The sequence below is a fragment of the Streptomyces sp. NPDC006516 genome, from assembly GCF_040611875.1.
GTDB lineage: Bacteria > Actinomycetota > Actinomycetes > Streptomycetales > Streptomycetaceae > Streptomyces.
In genome coordinates, this window is record NZ_JBEXPD010000006.1 from 323,455 (window position 1) to 339,129 (window position 15,675).

General features: G+C 67.4%; 20 protein-coding genes and 3 pseudogenes. 5 read left to right on the top strand and 18 right to left on the bottom strand.

Features of this window, described 5'->3' with window-relative positions; genetic code table 11:
* A partial coding sequence (locus tag ABZY45_RS19795) for a hypothetical protein (RefSeq protein WP_356741566.1) occupies nucleotides 1–232 on the top strand: 232 nt, incomplete at its 5' end.
* Between the two features lie 119 nt (nucleotides 233–351).
* Nucleotides 352–637: pseudogene (locus ABZY45_RS19800) on the top strand (HNH endonuclease); the annotation flags it as partial.
* Between the two features lie 9 nt (nucleotides 638–646).
* On the opposite strand, the gene ABZY45_RS19805 reads toward ABZY45_RS19800, so the two are convergent.
* The 3 genes and pseudogenes from ABZY45_RS19805 to ABZY45_RS19815 form a co-directional block, all read right to left on the bottom strand.
* Nucleotides 647–892 (bottom strand): hypothetical protein, encoded by a 246-nt coding sequence (locus ABZY45_RS19805; RefSeq protein WP_356741568.1) that lies wholly within the window; start codon nucleotides 890–892, stop codon nucleotides 647–649.
* A 93-nt stretch (nucleotides 893–985) separates the two neighbouring features.
* Nucleotides 986–1,444: a hypothetical protein gene (locus ABZY45_RS19810; protein ID WP_356741570.1), complete on the bottom strand. Its 459-nt coding sequence runs from the start codon at nucleotides 1,442–1,444 to the stop codon at nucleotides 986–988.
* A 179-nt stretch (nucleotides 1,445–1,623) separates the two neighbouring features.
* A pseudogene (locus ABZY45_RS19815) lies at nucleotides 1,624–1,815 on the bottom strand (transposase); the annotation flags it as partial.
* Between the two features lie 167 nt (nucleotides 1,816–1,982).
* Here ABZY45_RS19815 and ABZY45_RS19820 point away from each other — a divergent pair.
* On the top strand, nucleotides 1,983–2,252 hold the full coding sequence (locus ABZY45_RS19820; RefSeq protein WP_356741572.1) for a hypothetical protein: 270 nt from the start codon (nucleotides 1,983–1,985) through the stop codon (nucleotides 2,250–2,252).
* A 35-nt stretch (nucleotides 2,253–2,287) separates the two neighbouring features.
* Here ABZY45_RS19820 and ABZY45_RS19825 read toward each other — a convergent pair whose 3' ends face one another.
* On the bottom strand, nucleotides 2,288–2,509 hold the full coding sequence (locus tag ABZY45_RS19825; RefSeq protein WP_356741574.1) for a hypothetical protein: 222 nt from the start codon (nucleotides 2,507–2,509) through the stop codon (nucleotides 2,288–2,290).
* 105 nt (nucleotides 2,510–2,614) lie between these two features.
* Between ABZY45_RS19825 and ABZY45_RS19830 the strand changes: the two genes are divergently transcribed.
* Nucleotides 2,615–3,070 (top strand): hypothetical protein, encoded by a 456-nt coding sequence (locus ABZY45_RS19830; protein ID WP_356741576.1) that lies wholly within the window; start codon nucleotides 2,615–2,617, stop codon nucleotides 3,068–3,070.
* Nucleotides 3,071–3,113: 43 nt separating this feature from the next.
* Here ABZY45_RS19830 and ABZY45_RS19835 read toward each other — a convergent pair whose 3' ends face one another.
* The 3 genes from ABZY45_RS19835 to ABZY45_RS19845 form a co-directional block, all read right to left on the bottom strand.
* Complete coding sequence (locus tag ABZY45_RS19835; protein WP_356741578.1) at nucleotides 3,114–3,806, bottom strand: hypothetical protein; 693 nt, start codon at nucleotides 3,804–3,806, stop codon at nucleotides 3,114–3,116.
* A 2-nt stretch (nucleotides 3,807–3,808) separates the two neighbouring features.
* Nucleotides 3,809–4,036 (bottom strand): hypothetical protein, encoded by a 228-nt coding sequence (locus tag ABZY45_RS19840; protein WP_356741579.1) that lies wholly within the window; start codon nucleotides 4,034–4,036, stop codon nucleotides 3,809–3,811.
* A gap of 422 nt (nucleotides 4,037–4,458) precedes the next feature.
* Nucleotides 4,459–5,082, bottom strand: a complete 624-nt coding sequence (locus ABZY45_RS19845; protein WP_356741581.1) for a hypothetical protein — start codon at nucleotides 5,080–5,082, stop codon at nucleotides 4,459–4,461.
* A 326-nt stretch (nucleotides 5,083–5,408) separates the two neighbouring features.
* On the opposite strand from ABZY45_RS19845, the gene ABZY45_RS19850 reads away from it, so the two are divergent.
* The gene (locus ABZY45_RS19850; protein ID WP_356741582.1) at nucleotides 5,409–6,029 is read left to right on the top strand and encodes a hypothetical protein; all 621 of its coding nucleotides are present in this window, start codon (nucleotides 5,409–5,411) and stop codon (nucleotides 6,027–6,029) included.
* A gap of 117 nt (nucleotides 6,030–6,146) precedes the next feature.
* On the opposite strand, the gene ABZY45_RS19855 is transcribed toward ABZY45_RS19850, so the two are convergent.
* The 11 genes and pseudogenes from ABZY45_RS19855 to ABZY45_RS19905 all read right to left on the bottom strand — a co-directional run bounded on the left by ABZY45_RS19855 (nucleotide 6,147) and on the right by ABZY45_RS19905 (nucleotide 15,561).
* Complete coding sequence (locus tag ABZY45_RS19855) at nucleotides 6,147–6,275, bottom strand: hypothetical protein (RefSeq protein WP_356741583.1); 129 nt, start codon at nucleotides 6,273–6,275, stop codon at nucleotides 6,147–6,149.
* A 189-nt stretch (nucleotides 6,276–6,464) separates the two neighbouring features.
* A complete protein-coding gene (locus ABZY45_RS19860) occupies nucleotides 6,465–6,701 on the bottom strand; it encodes a hypothetical protein (protein ID WP_356741585.1) in 237 nt (78 codons plus the stop codon).
* Between the two features lie 94 nt (nucleotides 6,702–6,795).
* A pseudogene (locus ABZY45_RS19865) lies at nucleotides 6,796–7,080 on the bottom strand (DUF5949 family protein); the annotation flags it as partial.
* A 52-nt stretch (nucleotides 7,081–7,132) separates the two neighbouring features.
* Nucleotides 7,133–7,252 (bottom strand): DUF5949 family protein, encoded by a 120-nt coding sequence (locus ABZY45_RS19870; RefSeq protein WP_356741587.1) that lies wholly within the window; start codon nucleotides 7,250–7,252, stop codon nucleotides 7,133–7,135.
* Nucleotides 7,249–8,013 carry an endonuclease domain-containing protein gene (locus ABZY45_RS19875; protein WP_356741589.1) on the bottom strand — a complete coding sequence of 255 codons (765 nt, stop codon included), beginning with the start codon at nucleotides 8,011–8,013 and terminating at the stop codon, nucleotides 7,249–7,251. The genes ABZY45_RS19870 and ABZY45_RS19875 overlap by 4 nt, the downstream gene beginning before the upstream one ends.
* 336 nt (nucleotides 8,014–8,349) lie before the next feature.
* A complete protein-coding gene (locus ABZY45_RS19880; RefSeq protein ID WP_356741591.1) occupies nucleotides 8,350–8,739 on the bottom strand; it encodes a hypothetical protein in 390 nt (129 codons plus the stop codon).
* Between the two features lie 407 nt (nucleotides 8,740–9,146).
* The gene (locus ABZY45_RS19885) at nucleotides 9,147–9,443 is read right to left on the bottom strand and encodes a hypothetical protein (RefSeq protein WP_356741593.1); all 297 of its coding nucleotides are present in this window, start codon (nucleotides 9,441–9,443) and stop codon (nucleotides 9,147–9,149) included.
* Entirely contained in the window at nucleotides 9,443–11,521 is a 2,079-nt protein-coding gene (locus ABZY45_RS19890; RefSeq protein WP_356741594.1) for a Helicase associated domain protein, read from the bottom strand. The genes ABZY45_RS19885 and ABZY45_RS19890 overlap by 1 nt, the downstream gene beginning before the upstream one ends.
* Before the next feature lie 113 nt (nucleotides 11,522–11,634).
* Nucleotides 11,635–13,995, bottom strand: a complete 2,361-nt coding sequence (locus ABZY45_RS19895) for a hypothetical protein (protein WP_356741596.1) — start codon at nucleotides 13,993–13,995, stop codon at nucleotides 11,635–11,637.
* Nucleotides 13,992–15,137, bottom strand: a complete 1,146-nt coding sequence (locus ABZY45_RS19900) for a helix-turn-helix domain-containing protein (RefSeq protein WP_356741597.1) — start codon at nucleotides 15,135–15,137, stop codon at nucleotides 13,992–13,994. Before ABZY45_RS19900 ends, ABZY45_RS19895 begins: the two co-directional genes overlap by 4 nt.
* A gap of 46 nt (nucleotides 15,138–15,183) precedes the next feature.
* On the bottom strand, nucleotides 15,184–15,561 hold the full coding sequence (locus tag ABZY45_RS19905) for a hypothetical protein (protein WP_356741599.1): 378 nt from the start codon (nucleotides 15,559–15,561) through the stop codon (nucleotides 15,184–15,186).
* Nucleotides 15,562–15,675 lie beyond the last annotated feature (114 nt).

A 15,675-nucleotide genomic window follows, 5' to 3' on the forward strand; every position in this document is an offset into this window, starting at 1 on the left:
GCGGGCGGAAGGTCTGGCGGCCGTCGAGGAGGCCGTCGGCCATTACCGCACCCTGGCTGAGGCCACCCCGGACGCCTACCTGCCCGACCTCGCCACGTCGCTCAACAACCTCTCCATCCGCCTGGGTGAGGTGGGCCGGCGGGCAGATGGCCTGGTAGCCGTGGAGGAAGCCGTTGCGATCCGCCGCACCCTCGCCGAGGCCAACCCCGACCTCTTCGGACCCGCTCTCTAATTCAGGCCCTGGAAGACCGGCGGGCTGAAGGGATTCGCTCCGTAGGCAGGTGAGGCGGCTACCTCCGCTCACGTCGGCGGACGAATATGGCACGTTGGGAATGACGCTCCCCGCCAGTCGGCGCCAGCGCCTGGACGGCCGACCGCCGCCAGGCCTACGCCAACGACCTCAAGAGTGAGCGGTCTCTGGTGGCCGTCACCGCGAGGACCAACCGCTCCAACTCCGACCAAGACCCCGCAGAATGGCTCCCGCCGCTCGACAGTGCGCGCTGCACCTACGCCGCGGACTGGACCGGCACGAAGCTCCGCTGGGGACTGACCGCCGGACGACAAGGAACGCTCCGTTCTCCTCCAGCTGGCCGAAGCCTGCCCCGACGCCACCGTGCAGTACGAAGTCGCCAAGTAGAACTACGGCTCAAGCATCCTCGTACATCTCACCACTCAGGATGTCCCGCGCCATCTCCGCGATCACATCACGTCGCGAGCTGCCCTCTGCGGTCGGCGCGGGATAGTCAGCGGGCAGCCCACGCTCCACCGCGTCCACGATGTCATTGACCTTGAAGTGGATCTGCGTATCCACCGCGAGGTGAGCGACTTCCTTGACCGCACGTTCCGTTCGGGCGACCAGATCGCTCACCAGGGACTCATAGTCAATAGCCATGAGCAGATAGTAGCCAGCGCCGTGGGGTGCGAACGGCCGTGTTGATGCTCCTATTGGCAGTCAAGGGCTGTCGAGAACCGGAGGGTGGCCCGGTCAGGTTTGGTAGGGGTGTAGGGCGACACTGTCCGATCCGACGCTGATCTGTACCCAGGATCGGTCCATGCCGCTGGGGACGGGTGATGCCAGATCGAGCAGCACGGACCAGTGACCGATCTGGAGGTAGGCGGCGCCGTCGGCGGTCAGGTGGAGGCGGCCGCTCATGATCACCCGGTCGCCTTCCTGCCGGAGTTCCGGCTCGGTGGCAGAGGCCGCCCGGGTGTTCTGGCCCCAGCGGATGCCCTCGTCGACTGTCCATTCGATGAGGTGCTGGCCGTCCGCGTCTCGCGGATCACCGCGCCAGAGCACCACGGCGGATCCGATGGCGGTGTGAACCCGAACTGTCATGTGCTGCTGCGGGGTCTGCGGCAGGCTCTCCGTGCGGACGAACATCGCCCCATCATCCACCGACGTCACGTCCCAGGATCGAGGAGTTGCCGGGTTGGCCGAGGTCAAGCGGCGGTGAGCCAGTCTCGGTAGGCGTCTGCGAAGTCGTCGTCGCGGCGTGTGCCGCGTTCGATGCAGGAGATCACCGCAGGCCAGACACCGAAGTGGTGGGCGACGGTGGTGAGGGTGATGTTCTTGGCCTGGCGTGCGGGTCGGAGGTCGGAGACGTCCGGGACGGTGACCGGTGTGGTGAGGTAGCGGAAGATCTCCCGGGCGATCGCCCGCTTGAGCAGGCGGATGATCTCCTTCTTCGTGCGTCCGGCGGCGGTCTGCCGGGCGACGTATTCGCGGGTGCGGGCGTCGCTGGACATGCGGACGAGAGCGATGCGGTAGAGGGCTGAGTTCGCGCTGCGGTCGCCGCCTCGGGAGAGGCGGTGGCGGTTGATGAGCATCAGGGAACCGATCACCGCCGGGAAACCCTCTCGTCGAGAACGGGCCCTCCGACCCTTCATAGCAGCACAGAGTTGATACATCTCGACGAGAACGTCAAATCTCCCTGAAAAGTCGGGCACCATGGAGGTTGTTTCCGATCACAGTGGAGGTAGCGGTGCCATCTGATAGCGATGTGCCGAGGGTTCTGCGGCTGACGTTCGAGTTCCATGTGCCGCGCGGCCTGCGCTCGAATATCCGGAATGAGCGTCGTCATGAAGCCGTGAAGGCGCTGAGCGCCGCGGTGGTGGCGCTGGCCGGCCGTGTCTTTCCGTGGGCCGACAGGGTGACGGTCCGACACGAGTGGTCCTACGCCTGGTGGGACAAGACCGAGGAGATCAAGCTCCCGGTAACGGAGAAGAACACCCCGGAGCCGAAGGAAGAGTAGGGAGCGCAGGCCGCGCTCGGCAGCCATCGAGGGGCCTACGGGGACGGCTCCCACTCCTCGGGGCCGCCGCCTCGCCACTCCACGAAGTCGGGGTCTGTCAGGTCGACGCTGTCCGCGTCGTCCAGGCCGGCCGCGGCAAGGAAGACGCGGATGTCGGCGGGTCGGTACGCAATCCCAATCGCCCGGCCGTCGTAGCGCACATGGCGCCATCCGTTCTCGTCCGGCGGGTACACGACCAGCTTCGCAGCGGGGGACATGCTTCCAGCCTCGGCGCGGTCGTCGCCCTCCGCACCTCACGACGAACCGTACGAGGAAGGCCCTGATCGTGGCCGTGTCGGTACAGCGTGCGATGATCCCGCGTCATGGGGAGACATGTGTGGGGGAAGACGGCCGGCGCGCTGGTCCTGGCCGTGACCGTGGCGGCCGTGAGCAGCTGCAGCTCGGACGGTGAAGGCGCTGCGAAGCCGGAGGCCAAGGTGGAGCAGGCGACGCTGGCAGAGGCCACCGCGACGTTCGGCGCCGCGGTGACGACGTTCGACACGGACGGCGGGTGCCTCGAGCAGGAGCCGGGGACGTGCTGGGAGCAGATGCTGGCGGTCATGGAGCCGGCGCGCGCTCTGAGGAAGGCTATGAACGCCGAGAAGTCCGTGGGGGCGGAGTTCTGGACGGACGCGTACGCACTGATCAACACGATGGAGAAGGGCATCGCGGTCGGCGAGGACAAGGGGGCCGCCCCTGGAGTGGTCTCCAACCGGCCTGATGTTCTCGGCTCCGCTCACGACTTGTCGCGCTGGCTCGACGAGCACCCGGTGGAGTGAGCGGGGGCCCTGGCGTACGCCAGGGCCCCGGGGTGCCGGTCGGTCATCGAGCCTCTGGTACCGCCACCGGATTCTTGCCGAGGTAGCCCAACCGCTCGTCTACGATCGCCTCGGCTGCGCGCCGACGGTCGGAGTGCGCCACGTCTGCGGCCCAGCCCGACTTTGTCCTGCAGGGCTGGCCCTCGTTCGCGCCGCACTTCTCGCACGTCAGCAGCAGGGACTCTTTGGCCACTGCGGTATGCCGTTCCATGTCGCGCCGGGTGCCCGCCGCCCTGCTCTCCCAGCCGATGCCAAGACCGGTCATTGCCTCCGGGTAGGTCGTGGTCTTCGTACCTGCGCGGGTGGCGTCCTGGGCAAGTTTGAAGAGCTGCCGCACGGTCGGGACGATCGCGGGGCCTCCAAAATCCATCCGGTCGCTCGCGCGTGCGGCCACCCCCCAGGGATCGCCGGTCGGGAAGGCCGTGGCCAGAGGTACCTGGCCGTCGACGACGCGGGCGAGGAAGCCCATGTGCTCGCCGTTCTCCCGCACGGTCAAGGCAGTGGAGCGCAGGGAGTCGATGACGTCCGCGAGCTCCACCGGAGTGGCCGGCACTTCCGCCGCCCGGGCCAGTTGCCGGAGCCTGAGCTCGATGGCCGACAACTCGGTGGCCAGCTCGTCGAAGGTGACGGCCTTGCCTGCCATCAGGTGGGCGGTGTCCGTCTCGGTGGCGCTCTCGTGCTGATGGCCGGTACGCATGGTCAGCTCCTGCTGGTCGGGGGCGGGTCGATGAGGGAGGGGTCGCGGCCGTCGAGGGCGCCCCACAGGCGGGCGCCGACGAACTCGGACAGAACGATATTGGCGCCGCTGCCGTCGGCCAGGACGACGGGCACGACCAAGGCCGTGCTGCCGTCGGATCGGTCGATGGCACGCCAGGCCGGTCGGATGACGTCGGCGATGTGGATGAGCGGATCGGTGCTGCTGCTCACGGAGTTCGACTTTCTGCTCGGACAAGGCGTCGCGGGCTCGGAGCGGCGGGTGCTGGGTGCCTTTGCCGGCCCCCAGCCCGCCCTGCTCCCCCCAGGTGCTGCCTGGCGCGGACAGGAGCGTGTGGGTACAGCTCCGTGCCCGCAGGACAGCACCGGGGCCCGATGCCCTGAGCTGGGCAAGTTCTACTTTTGGGCCCTCGAATGAGGGACCGCGGGGTCAGTCGTCGGGGTCGGTGCAGCCCGTATCGAGCTGGAGGTAGGCGCGCTGTCCGCCGTCGTACGGCCGGGTGCTGGTGGACTGGAACTCGCGGGCGAGGACGGCGAGGACGGCCTGGACGGTCGCTTCGGTGCCACAGATGCGGACGTCCGCGATTCCGGGCAGGTAGGTGCGTCGGGCCGCTCGCGGCGGGGGCGGGCGGCCATCAGCGGAAGCTCACGCGTGCGACGGTGGCCAGGAGCTCGCGGACCCCGGCTTCGCGGAAGGGCGTCATGGGGTCCGCCGGGCCCCGACGTGGCGGGCCGGCCCGGAGCGTGTTGAGCATGGCTGTGATCTCGTCCGGCTCTGCCCCGCCGGCGGCCCAGTGGTTGAGCACGTCGTCCAGCAGTTGCCCGGCCTGCGTTGCATCCATCGCTTCGACAGCCGCGTACGCCGTGCTGCCGTCCCGGGACTCGGAGGCATGCTGGGCAAGGAGCGCCCACGACCTGTCCGTCGCTGAGACGGTGGGGGAGTACTGGAGGATGGTGTTCATCTCCAGTCCGCAGACGGCGCCGGCGAGCGCTGCGAGGGTCGGGCGGTGCCGGTCGACGACCTTGCGCGTCAGCGTGTCCTGGCAGGGGGCGCACCCTGCTCGGCATGCGGCGACAAGGCGGCCGGCGAAGTCGAGGTTCAGCGGGTTCCCTGCCGCGTACGGCAGGTCGTTGAGCATCGACATGTCCGGGACGGGGTCGTGGCGGTGAACGTTTCCTGTGGCGGCGGAAGCCCGGGAGGCACCGGTACGTGCGGCGCGGGCTTTGTCCCGGCCCTTCTTGCGCTGGTTACTGACCATGGCAGCAGTCCTCAACTGGCGCGCAGCAGTCCCATGACCCGATGCACGCGCGTGAGTACGACTGCGGCGAATCGGTGAAACACCCCTCAGGGCGATGTTCCTCGCACTGATGCGCCCGGTCCCGTAGGCCCCGCGTACCTTCGCTCCAGGTGCTCCCAGTCATGGGCTGAGGCTGGCTTCGGCCTGTGCTCGGCCGTGCACAGATGATAGCGGACCAACAACCTGCGCGGCATCGTTTACACCAGAACTTGACGTACCCACGGATGGCTTCTGGGAAGTGTCTCGAAAGGGCCCCAGCTGCACCGATGTGACGCAACGATGTACCCATGGATTCCGCGGTCACAGGCTCGCTCATCGCATCATCCGCAGCGGTTCTCGCCGCCGGAGCCGCACTTGGGGCAGGACGTTTCCAGGCTCGTGGCGCCCACCACGGACCAATCGACGCTGTACGCCGTCAGCACCAAAGGGAGGCGTATGCAGCGCTGCTGTCAGCCCTATATGCGTTCACCGAGGCCACGAACCCGACTGCCGTGGCGCGGTCGCTATACATGGAGGCGGAGGCAGCAGGCGCCCCGATTTCCCGTACCGAGGCAGAACTGCGCGCTTCGATCGAAATTCAAAACACCGACACCACGCCTGTTCGTTCCGCCAGAGCTGTCGTCGTGCTTGAGGGGCCCGACAGCGTCGTCAGCAGTGCGTACAAGGCCGCTAATCTCGCCCAGGTAGTGACCGGAATCGCGGCCACCGAGGTTCATGCGATCAGGAGCGGAGGGGCACAGTGGCGCCAGCTCCGTACAGCTTTCCTCCGCGAGTTGGACGAAACCTTGGGAGACTCCGGTTTCGCGTCAGAGGAAGATCCTCTCGCTGCTGCGTATTCGCAGTTGACCAACCACGTAGCAGAATTTGCTGAGGCGGCACGCGACGCCCTCTCGCGGCGGCCGCAGTAGGGGCGGCCCCGCGCAACGTGCGAATGGAACGCGGAACCGCCAGCCCGCCGTCCTGTCCGCTGCGGGCATGCCCAGGGTGACGGTACGTCGGCAGGCGGCGCCGTGCCCGTTGAACACTCAGCGGTTCAGTTCAGGGTTTGTGCCCGGCTCGAAGTCGACAGCGTCACCCTTGCGGTGCTGCTTGAAGCCGACGAGGAGCATGCGCAGGCCCATGCTGTACTGCTGTGGGCCGATCCAGGCGCGCATGCCTTTCCAGTCGCCGGCGTCGACGAGTTCCCTGCACCGTGCGCAGGCGTAGAAGAGGTCCCCGGAGAGGAAACTGCCTCCGGCGCCGCCGATGCTGAACTCGGTGACCTCGTAGTACGCAGCCGGGCCGGTGCTCGAACAGAAGTCGCAGATGAGTTGATCGGCTGGAGCCGCACTGATGTTCTGCGGCTACATCCGCTTGCCCTTGCTCTCCGTGCCGGCTCGGGAAGCCAGGCCCTCAAGGAGCTGCTCGGCAAGCCGGGAGAGCGGCGCACTGCCCTCGGATCGGGCGTACGCGAGCAAACGGTCAGCCTCGTCCTGGTCGTCGTTCTGCTGTGCGACGTAGACCCGACTGACCAGCGCCTGCAGCCAAGGCGCGTCTTCGACGTTGAGGTCGATCCGATCGGCACCGGAGCCGTCAGTCATTTCGTGTCCTTCGTGCGGAGCCGGATGTCAGACAGGAATAGGCTGCGCGCAGGGCCCGGTGTCGTACCCCCGTCGATGCCCGGCCTGCTGCAAGTCAGCGCACGGGGATGAGCATGGAGACCGTGCTCCGGATGGTCGCGTCGTCCTCGACGAACTGCATGACCCGGCTGTCGCTCAGGTTCGGCGGTGCGGCCCTGGTGGCGAACGCGAAGAAGATCTGACCACGCCGCAGAGCGATCTCCGCCCACTCCCGCGAGGTGGGACATACGAGGTTCAGCCCGGGAAAGCCCGTCACGGTGACCGTGATTCCCTCGAGCATCGCGGTGACGGGCGCCCCCTGAATGACCGGGGCTTCCACGAAGTTCCCCACCTTCATGCCCCAGCCAGCAACGAGCTCGCGGCGCGCGGCAAGTCCTGCGGCTGAGCCGAGGTCACCGTCGTTGGCTGTAGGCCATCAGCATAGAGAAATCGCCACCGTCGCCAGGGTGCTCGCCGATCCAGCCGGTGAGGACGACGGTGCCGAACAGGGACGAGGGATGCGGCGCGTTCATGGGCGAAGAACATCGGCGGCCTGTGACGTGGCGCTGGGGAACGGGGTGACCGAGCCCTTCCCGAGCGGGTGCTGCTCAAGCCAACTGGTGGGCAGCGGTCGGCGAAGCGTCGCCCGCCCGGTCGCCGGACGGCGGCCGCCCAGGTGCACACCCTCGGCAAGGGCTCCCCCGATCACGGTGGCGCAGGAACGGGCGCACCGCGGTTTCGGGTGGTTCCGGCCGGCGGCCCATGAGGGCGGCACAGTCAGGAAGATGGGTGTCGTCGAGCGGCGTTCGTACGGCCAATACCAGCAGAACCGGCCGGCGGGCGGGTGGGTCCAATAGGTCTGGAACCAGCAGCGCTCTGTGCTGTGCAGGCCGAGCGCGACCCTGGTGGCGTGCAGGGCCTCGTGGTGGTTGCAGTCGTAGCAGAGCAGGCCGCGCACCAGGCCCGTGGCGTGGCAGTGGTCGACGACCTCGGCCGGGCCCGGGCAAGTGGCGCATGCCCCGTTCTGCTCGCCCCACAGGCGCCACCACACGTACCAGCGGGGTACACGCCCCGGGGCGGTCCATGTCTCGGTGAGCGGCCCCTGGAAGGGGCGCTGTGGTCCTCGGTGGGCCATCTGGTGCCGCGGGGTCCAGTAGCGGCCGGGATCCTGGCAGACGGCAGGACCGCCGATCGGTCGCCGTTGGTAGTCGGCGCCGCAGGGAACCGCCGGTCTGTGCGCGGCCCGTTGCTGGATCTCGGCTGCGAGCCGTTCGGCCGCAGTCTTGCGTGCCACGCGCGTCAGACCAGGGCGATGAACTTCGACACCGCGGCGGCGAAGTTCGAGAAAGGCTGAGATTCGCTCATGGCCGGAGGGTATCGGCGGCCACCGACAGTCCGCGGAAGCCCATGGAGGGAGCGTTCAGAGGGCGTAGTCGTGCTGCACCGCGTCGCTGCGGCCTCGAGCGGCGATGGTGCTGGCAGCCATGTCGAGGGCCATGAGGAACCCGTCCTGCGAAGCGGCGAGAGCTGCCGCGCGCACGAACTCGTCAACGTCGCAGCCCGCGGCCGCGGCGGCGCGCCGTACCCGGTCGTGCTCATCGGCCGTCCAGGGCCGCCTGTCCTCTCGCTGCTATGAGGTGCCCTGGCACGCCTCTTGCTGCGCCAGGAGCGTGCGGCGCATCGTCTCCCACCTGGTCGGGACGAGGTCGGCCTCGGGCGTGCCCGCCGCGTCCTGCTCGATCTGCACGGCGTCGGCGACCTTCTTGTACCACTTGCTGATTCCGCAGTTGCTGATCGGAACGCCGGCGTCGGGACTGGGTGGAGCGGACAGCCACAGGTGGCGGGGCACTCCGCCCTCGAGTCGGGCGGTCAGCCTGCTGCGCCTGTCGATCCACACGGCCAGGGCCTGCGCGGTGTCCTCGCTCAGGCCCACGACCTCCCGTTCCGGCATGCGGGCCCTGGCGCGGCCGGCCCACGGAAAACGCTCTGCGGCTGCCAGGACGTCCCTCGCGTCCAGCACCACGGCAAGGTCAGGATCCGGGCGCGGGAGCCTTCTGCGGGGCGGGGGAGGCGGACTGCTGGAGGTGTGCGAGCAGCATGGCGCTGGAGGCGGCGCGCCCCCGCTGTGCGGTGGCGGTGGTGTCGGCGATGCGAAGCAGGTAGCTGGCGACGTCGCGGACACCGGCGAACCAGCCGTCCTCGAACTGGGCTCGGATCCGTGCGGGGGGCTGCTCTCAGAGATCCAGGTGTGGGCGCCGGCCACCGCCCCGGCCTCCAGTTTCGCCACGATGTCGTCGGCCTGCTCGTGCCCGATGCCGACGGCGGCCAGGGCCTGGAAGACCATGAACCGCGCGTCGGTGGACTCGTGCTGATGGTGGCTGATGCGGGCCAGCTCCTAACCGTACGCGTCGGCCTCCTGCTCAGTGCTCATGCGGTGCCTGCCTTGTCGTGGTGGGTGCGGTTGGCGACCCAGTCCGGATCGCGTACGGGCGTGGGCGCCCGCGTCTCGGCAGCCGGGGCGCGCATGATGCGCCAGCTGGTGCGCGGCGCGGTGACAGCGTGGACCAGGACGACAACGGCCTGGCGGGCGGCGCCGCCCCAGGCCCACGCCCCGGTGAAACGGACCTGATCGGCAGCCCAGTCGCCCAGCCGCTGCCACGGGCGCAGCCGCCCGAGCAGGTAACCGGCGGCGAGCGCGGCGGCCGCGGTGGCGACGACGCCCATCACGACCACCACATCCCAATCGCGGACAGCTGCTCGGCCCGTTCGGGCGTCAGCGTCGCGGCACGGGTGCGCTGGTTGGCGACCCATGCACCGAGCTTGAGCGGACGCTCCTCGTCCTGGCCGTCGCCCGTCCCGGTGACGTTGATGGTCTCGATGTGCTTGCGGGGGGCCTTGAGGTGGCCCTCCCGCTCGAAGAACTGCTGCGCTGCGGCAAGGTGCATGGCCCATTTCTGGGCCTGGCTCATCGAGGGCTTCGGCTTCTCGGCTTCGTTGGCCGGCTCGATGCCCAGGACGTGTGCGCACATCCACTGCTGCGCGCCGGTGAGCTTGTCCCAGCTGGTGTGTACGGTCTGGACCCAGCGTCCGAGGTCCTCGCCCTGTGCCAGGGTCTGGCCCAGGCGGGTGGGCAGGGGTTCGCCGGCTTCGAGGTGGAGGCGGGTGAGGTGGAAGGCGCGCTGCCAGGTGACCGGCCACGTCGGGCACCACGATGCGTCGATCTCGTCCAGCTGCTCGCGCCGCTCCTCGGACAGGGCCCAGCCGGTGGGGTCAGCGGGCAGCCCTTCGGCCTGTCGGCGCTGGTTGTCGTCGGCGCGGCGGGCGGCGGCGCGGGCGTTCTTCAGGAAGATCCCGACCTTGGCTCCCTCGTAGGTGGCGTTCAGGGGTGCGAGGAGGTGGCCGTGCAGCTGCGCCCAGGCGCGGGCGGCGGAGAGGCCTTCCTCCCAGGCGAGGTCGACGGTGGACCAGATCATGCCGAGCTTCTCGAGCTGGGTGATCCGTTCGTGCGGCATGGTGCCGCGGGCGTACTGGCGGCGGGCGTCGGCGATCCACTGGCCGAGCGGGAACCCGGCCAGCGACGCCGGCCACCCCGTCTCGTCGGCTTTGTCCTCCGCGGTGTCGAGGCCGTCGTCATCCTGCTGGGTGCCGGGGGCGCGGAAAGTGAAGGGGACGCGCAGGTCGCCGTGCCTGTCGGTGTAGAGGACGCAGGCTTCGATCCCGCGGCGCCAGTGCTCGTGTTCGGGATCCAGGATCCGCAGCTTGATGAACGCGGCCAGCATCGCCGGGTCGCGAGGGGTGCTGAACTTCAGCAGCTCCCGGGCCCCGGCACTCGGCCCCTCCACTGTGTCGCCGACCCCTCGTTCGGTGTCGGCATCGTCCCCCGCATCGGTGTCGGCAGACTCGGTGCGGCCGACGGAGGGGGCCTGGCCGAGGACCTCGACCACGCGGGCATCGTGGGCACGAAGGGCTTCGAGGAGCTTGGCGAGGTCACCGTACGCTCTGCTGGTGAGCATGTTCGCGGCGCTCTCGCCGGGCTTGAACAGGATCGGGACGACGAGGGAGGCTGTCTTGCCTTCGCCGGGCTGCATGCGCAGGGCCCGGCCGACGGCCTGGACGAGGTCGGGCATGGAGCCGCGTACGTCCGCGAAGAACACGGAGTCGCAGTCGCGTGTGTCGACACCTTCGCCGAGGACTTTTACGGAGCCGAGGTAGCTCTTCTCCACGACCGTGCCGTCGCCGGCGATGCCGGTGGAAAACTCGTCCAGCATCCGGGCGCGGTGGAGCGGGCTGTGCTCCCCGGACAGCCAGTCGGCCCAGATGGTCTTGGGGTAGAGCTCGGGGTCGTCCTTGTGGAGGCGGGCTGCGACGTCGGTCAGGCCGGCGGAGAACGCTTCGGCTTCGCGGACGAGGTGGTGGAAGGTCAGGGTGCGCTTGAAGCCTTCTTCGGCCGAGGCCTTGACCAGAGCGGTCTGCAGGGCGGCGATCCGCGCCCCGCGCACCTGATCGGTCGTGGCCAGGGAGCCGGGGCGCAGGGTGTCCTGGTACTCGGAGTCGGTGACGTCCACGCAGACGACCTGGTAGCGGGCGCAGATACCCCAGTTCACCGCGTCGGAAAGGGTGAGGGTGTACGCCCTGCTGCCGAAGGGGCCGTCGGGGTCGTCCTCCATGCTCGCCACGAGCTCCCCGGGCTGGCCGGGGTTGTCCTCGTCCAGCTGCCACACCCGCGGGGTCGCGGTCATGTAGAGACGCTGGGCGGCGGGGATGCGCTGGTTGTCGTGGACGACGGCCCAGGGCTTCCCCATCCGGCCCGAAGTTCGGTGTGCCTCGTCCGTTTTACCTGAGGTCTAGCTGTCTTGTTGTGGCTGACCAGCGGGGATGCGTGGTGTACATGTGCGGCACGTAGCCTCCGACGGACTCAGTGGTCGTCGATGTCGTCGAAAACACTTCGGTGGCAAGTGGCGGCAGGATTCGATTGAGTCTTGAGAATGTGGTTGATGGGCGGGATGTTGGGTTGTGGCATGGCCTCTTGTTCTTCGTTGGCCTCTAGTTTTTCATCTTCGATGAGTTCATCTACTTCTGTGAGTAGTCTGTTGAATTCTTCGGCCATTTCTGGCTGGTCCGAGAGTGAGTCTCGGTAAGTCTCCAGGCTCTCTCTAAGTGGTGCGTAGTACTCCTCTGGTGTTTGATCTCTGTTTCCCCAGCGATTGGAACTCCAGTCCGATAGTAGGGTGGAGGTTGGCGACAGTAGCTCGCTCCTGACTTCCTCCCAAATTGCCTCCCTCTCTTCTTGGGAAAGGATGATATTCCAGTGTGGTGTATCTACCCAACCCGAATCCGGGACTGAGACGGCGTACTCGGTGAGGTTCTGAACTATTTCTTCGTGCTGCTCTGTGTTGATGAGTTCCGCTTGGTGAAGGCGCGCCAGTACCTCAGGCTTCCGGTCGGAGCCCAGGTAAATCCCGAAGTTCATCATTTCGGAGACGAATTTGGGATCCGTCTCGGTGTAGTACTTAAGGAATTCGTCGGAGCATCGGGTGGTGAAGAAATTACACCAAAGGAAATCTTCCCAGTGATCCTTTCGATGCCTGGGGTCGAGGTCCTGGAGTCGCTTGGCGACGAAGGGGTAAAGGGTTGATGGGACTTTAACCAGGGTTCCACGTTGCTTGTCACTCCCGCAATCGAGCTTGGTGAGCATTTTTTCAAGATGCAGCCCAGAGAGGAAGACGCCAAGGAGGTTGGGGTTTGCAGCCAAGAGTTCGGCGAATCCCTCTTGGAGGGTGGGGTGGCGGAATGACCACCCTGTCGTGGTCTCATTTCCTGGAGAAGATGAGAATCGCAGGAAGGTTCCGGTAAGTGCGTTAAGGGCGCGGTCGATGCCTGCAGGGGAGCTGCCGAGGCGAACGATGACGTCCTGTTGAGCGGCGTCGAGGGTGAGCGGAGAAGGCAGGATTTCCCCCGCTTGGTAAGTCAGTGCGAGAGCAGCCCTCTCGTCTGGTCCGAGTTCTGTGTAGAGGTCGCGTAGAAATGCTGTGGGACGACGCATGAAATCGGTGACGCCGTTCTTACTCAGTTCCAGGTGTCGGGTGAAGGCTTGCCTGCCTAGGCGTCGAGCTACTTCGGGGTGGAACGGGTTCTGGGCGGCCGCCTCTTCCAAGTGAGGTTTCATTTTGCCGCGTACTTCTGCGGGTTGGTCACCGAGGCTGATGTGGTTGTAAAGGATCTGGCGCCGTTCATCGAGGGGCAGTTGGGAGACATCGACAACTACTTGCTGCTCGTGCAGCAAGGGGTAGGCGTATTCCTTCAGCTGCGGGCGTGCATCACGGTAGATGTAGTCGCGTGAGGTGAGGACGATCTTGGCTCCGCCGTGGACCGCGGTCATGACTTGGCGCATGTGGCGAGACCAGTTATCGGTGAGCTGGGGTTCGTGGCGGACGGCGCCGAAGGCGTCGTCGATCCAGAAGAACTGGTTCGGCTCGTCGGGGTTCCAGTGGCGTACGAGTTCGGCGGCGTCATGGGCGTTGACGGTGAGGCAGCCCCAGGCATCGAGGGCGGTCATGGCCAGGGTGGCGGCGATGACGGACTTACCGACGGCAGGTTCACCGAGCAGGAGGACGAAGCCGTGTTGTTGGACAGCCTGTGCGGCACGGCGGTAGGCGTCGGTGACGACGAAGGTGGCCAGCTCTTCTCGTAGGTAGGAGAGCAGGTACTGGGCTTGGGTGTAGGCGCGTTCGTCGAGGATCTGGGAGAGGTCGCCGAGTCCGTAGACGCGGGGGACGAAGGTCCGTAGGCGCTGGCGGGTGGCGATGGTGTCGCAGATCCATTGGCCGTCGAGGACCAGCGGGTATGCGACGCCGGCATTGAGCAGCCGTCGTCGGATGGTGGCTTCCGAGGTGCCGCTGACCCGCGCGTTGGTGAGTAGGACGTAGCTACCGCACAGACCGCGGTCCACCAGAGCCCGGACTTTGGCGAACTCGTCGTCGAGATCCGAGGGCGCGAGGGTGGTGTCGGCTTTCTTGGTGTGTTTGCACTGCAGGACGAACGGGCCGTCGGGGACGTCCTGGACGCCGATCGGGTTAGGTGGCTGTTGCCAGGTGCCGTAGAAGGCACCGTCGCGTCCGCCGTCGTTGGAGTCGGCGAAGGTGTGTATGGACTGTGCCCACACTTCGCGGAGTACGGCTGCGCACAGGTCCTGGAATGCGCGCCAGCCCAGGGTGTGCAGGGCGAAGTCGGGGGAGCCCGGTGCTGCGACGGTGCCTTTGCGGGGGTGGTCGGTCACTGTGGCTGGTCCTCGGCGGGGCCGTTGTGGGGAAAGCGGACGGGACGTTTGAGGTTGTTGCCGTGGGTCCAGGGCAGGGCACCGTCGTGCTGGAGGCGGCCAACGACGATGCCTGGGGCGATGCCGGCTTGGCGGGCGAAGGCTTTGATGTTGTCGAAGGGCATGGGCCTGCGGGCGAGGCGGCGGTAGGCGGCGTTGTTCTCGGGCGGGATGAGGGTCTGGGCTGCGAAGGCGTCGGCTTCTTCTTCGCTGAGGTCGCCTTCGGGTGTGCGTTCGTCGGCGCGGTCGGTGTTGTCGAGGAAGGTCAGTCTCTTGCCGTGCAGGAGGGTGTGGCCAATCTCGTGGAAGACGGTGAACCAGAAGTGGTCGTCTTTTTTGAACCTGTCGCTGAGGGCGATTGCGACTTTGTCGGGGGTGAGCCAGCGGGTGACGCCGGAGACGCTGGTCAGGGGAGGGGCGGGGAGGAAGACGACGGCCACGCCGGCCTGGGCGCATAGATGGGTGATGCGGTTGGGCCAGGTTGCCGGGTCTTCCAGGGTGAGGGCGCGCAGGCTGGGCAGGAGGGCCGTGAGGGCGGCGCGGTCGAACGGCTGGCAAGGCAGGGCGCGGGCCGTGAGTTCTGCCTGGCGTAGCCATACCGCGGTGGCGTAGTCGTCGGTCTTCAAGACGGTGGAGCGGCGGAAGGCAGTGCGGTAGTTCCGCCAGAGGTCTTCGGCGATGTCCGGGTCGGCGACGCCGAAGAACGCCAGTAGGCGCTGGAGGTTGTCCGTGCTCCTGCTCTTGTTCGGCAGGATGCTGCGCTTGACGAGCTCGGTCAGTGAGAAGTTGTCGAGCCAGTCGATGCGCTTGCTGAACTGCTGGAGCTCCTGCTGGCGGGTGACGTGAGTGCGCCAGGCGGCTTCCAGCTGGTTCCACATGGAGGCCGGGATGCCGGTGGCGCGCTCGAGGAGGAGCGCGGTCTCGGGGGTGAGGACCGCGGTGCCCTGGACGATCTGGTTGATGTGCTTGGTGGACAGGCCGGTACGCCGGGCGAGGTCGGCCTGCGGGATGCCCAGTGCTTCCAGCTGTTCCTTGAGGGTCTCGCCGGGCGGCTGGGCGGAGTCGGGCGCGTAGACGAAGGGCGGGGCGGGAGGCGGGGTCACGGGTGGTGCCTCTCTGAGGTCGGGGAGGCGGGGGCGGCGGGGGCGGTCATCGCGTGATGGCGATCGCGGTGACTATCAGGGCGCGTACGGAGTGTTCGTCGAGGGTGCCGTCGTGGTGAGTGGCGGGCGGGTCGTCGCGGGGGCGTACGACGAGGTGGCCGTGGTCTCCGAGCGAGACGATCCGGCTGACGCCGCTGTCGGTCGGGTTGGGCCGTAGCCGGGCGGCCGCGAGGTGATGCAGGTCGGCCAGGTGGTCGGCGGCGGCCATCTGGCCGAGGCGTCTGTGGAGCGTGACGGCGGCCTCCGGTCCGTAGCGCGCCCGGCGTGCCGCGTCGCTGTTGCAGACGCGGGCGAGCTCCGCGTCGTCGAAGGCGATGTCCACCGGCAGCCCCAGAGACCTCTTGCGTATACCTGTCGGTTCCATGCTACTCTCTCGATCAAGGAAAGTTTCATTGACCTAATGGGTGCATAAAACTTTTCTCACGATGGAGTGTCTTTGCAGGTCAGATCGGTTGGGTCCGGAAGGAGGTACGTCATG

Bases quoted from the DNA above. Each gene is read 5' to 3' on its own strand.
- ABZY45_RS19870 (WP_356741587.1), bottom strand. From the start codon at position 7,252: ATGAACGCGCCGCATCCCTCGTCCCTGTTCGGCACCGTCGTCCTCACC.
- ABZY45_RS19860 (WP_356741585.1), bottom strand. From the start codon at position 6,701: ATGACTGACGGCTCCGGTGCCGATCGGATCGACCTCAACGTCGAAGAC.
- ABZY45_RS19890 (WP_356741594.1), bottom strand. From the start codon at position 11,521: ATGGGGAAGCCCTGGGCCGTCGTCCACGACAACCAGCGCATCCCCGCC.
- ABZY45_RS19805 (WP_356741568.1), bottom strand. From the start codon at position 892: ATGGCTATTGACTATGAGTCCCTGGTGAGCGATCTGGTCGCCCGAACG.
- ABZY45_RS19885 (WP_356741593.1), bottom strand. From the start codon at position 9,443: ATGGGCGTCGTCGCCACCGCGGCCGCCGCGCTCGCCGCCGGTTACCTG.
- ABZY45_RS19830 (WP_356741576.1), top strand. From the start codon at position 2,615: ATGGGGAGACATGTGTGGGGGAAGACGGCCGGCGCGCTGGTCCTGGCC.
- ABZY45_RS19905 (WP_356741599.1), bottom strand. From the start codon at position 15,561: ATGGAACCGACAGGTATACGCAAGAGGTCTCTGGGGCTGCCGGTGGAC.
- ABZY45_RS19835 (WP_356741578.1), bottom strand. From the start codon at position 3,806: ATGCGTACCGGCCATCAGCACGAGAGCGCCACCGAGACGGACACCGCC.
- ABZY45_RS19845 (WP_356741581.1), bottom strand. From the start codon at position 5,082: ATGGTCAGTAACCAGCGCAAGAAGGGCCGGGACAAAGCCCGCGCCGCA.
- ABZY45_RS19850 (WP_356741582.1), top strand. From the start codon at position 5,409: ATGGATTCCGCGGTCACAGGCTCGCTCATCGCATCATCCGCAGCGGTT.
- ABZY45_RS19855 (WP_356741583.1), bottom strand. From the start codon at position 6,275: ATGCGCGCCTGGATCGGCCCACAGCAGTACAGCATGGGCCTGCGCATG.
- ABZY45_RS19825 (WP_356741574.1), bottom strand. From the start codon at position 2,509: ATGTCCCCCGCTGCGAAGCTGGTCGTGTACCCGCCGGACGAGAACGGA.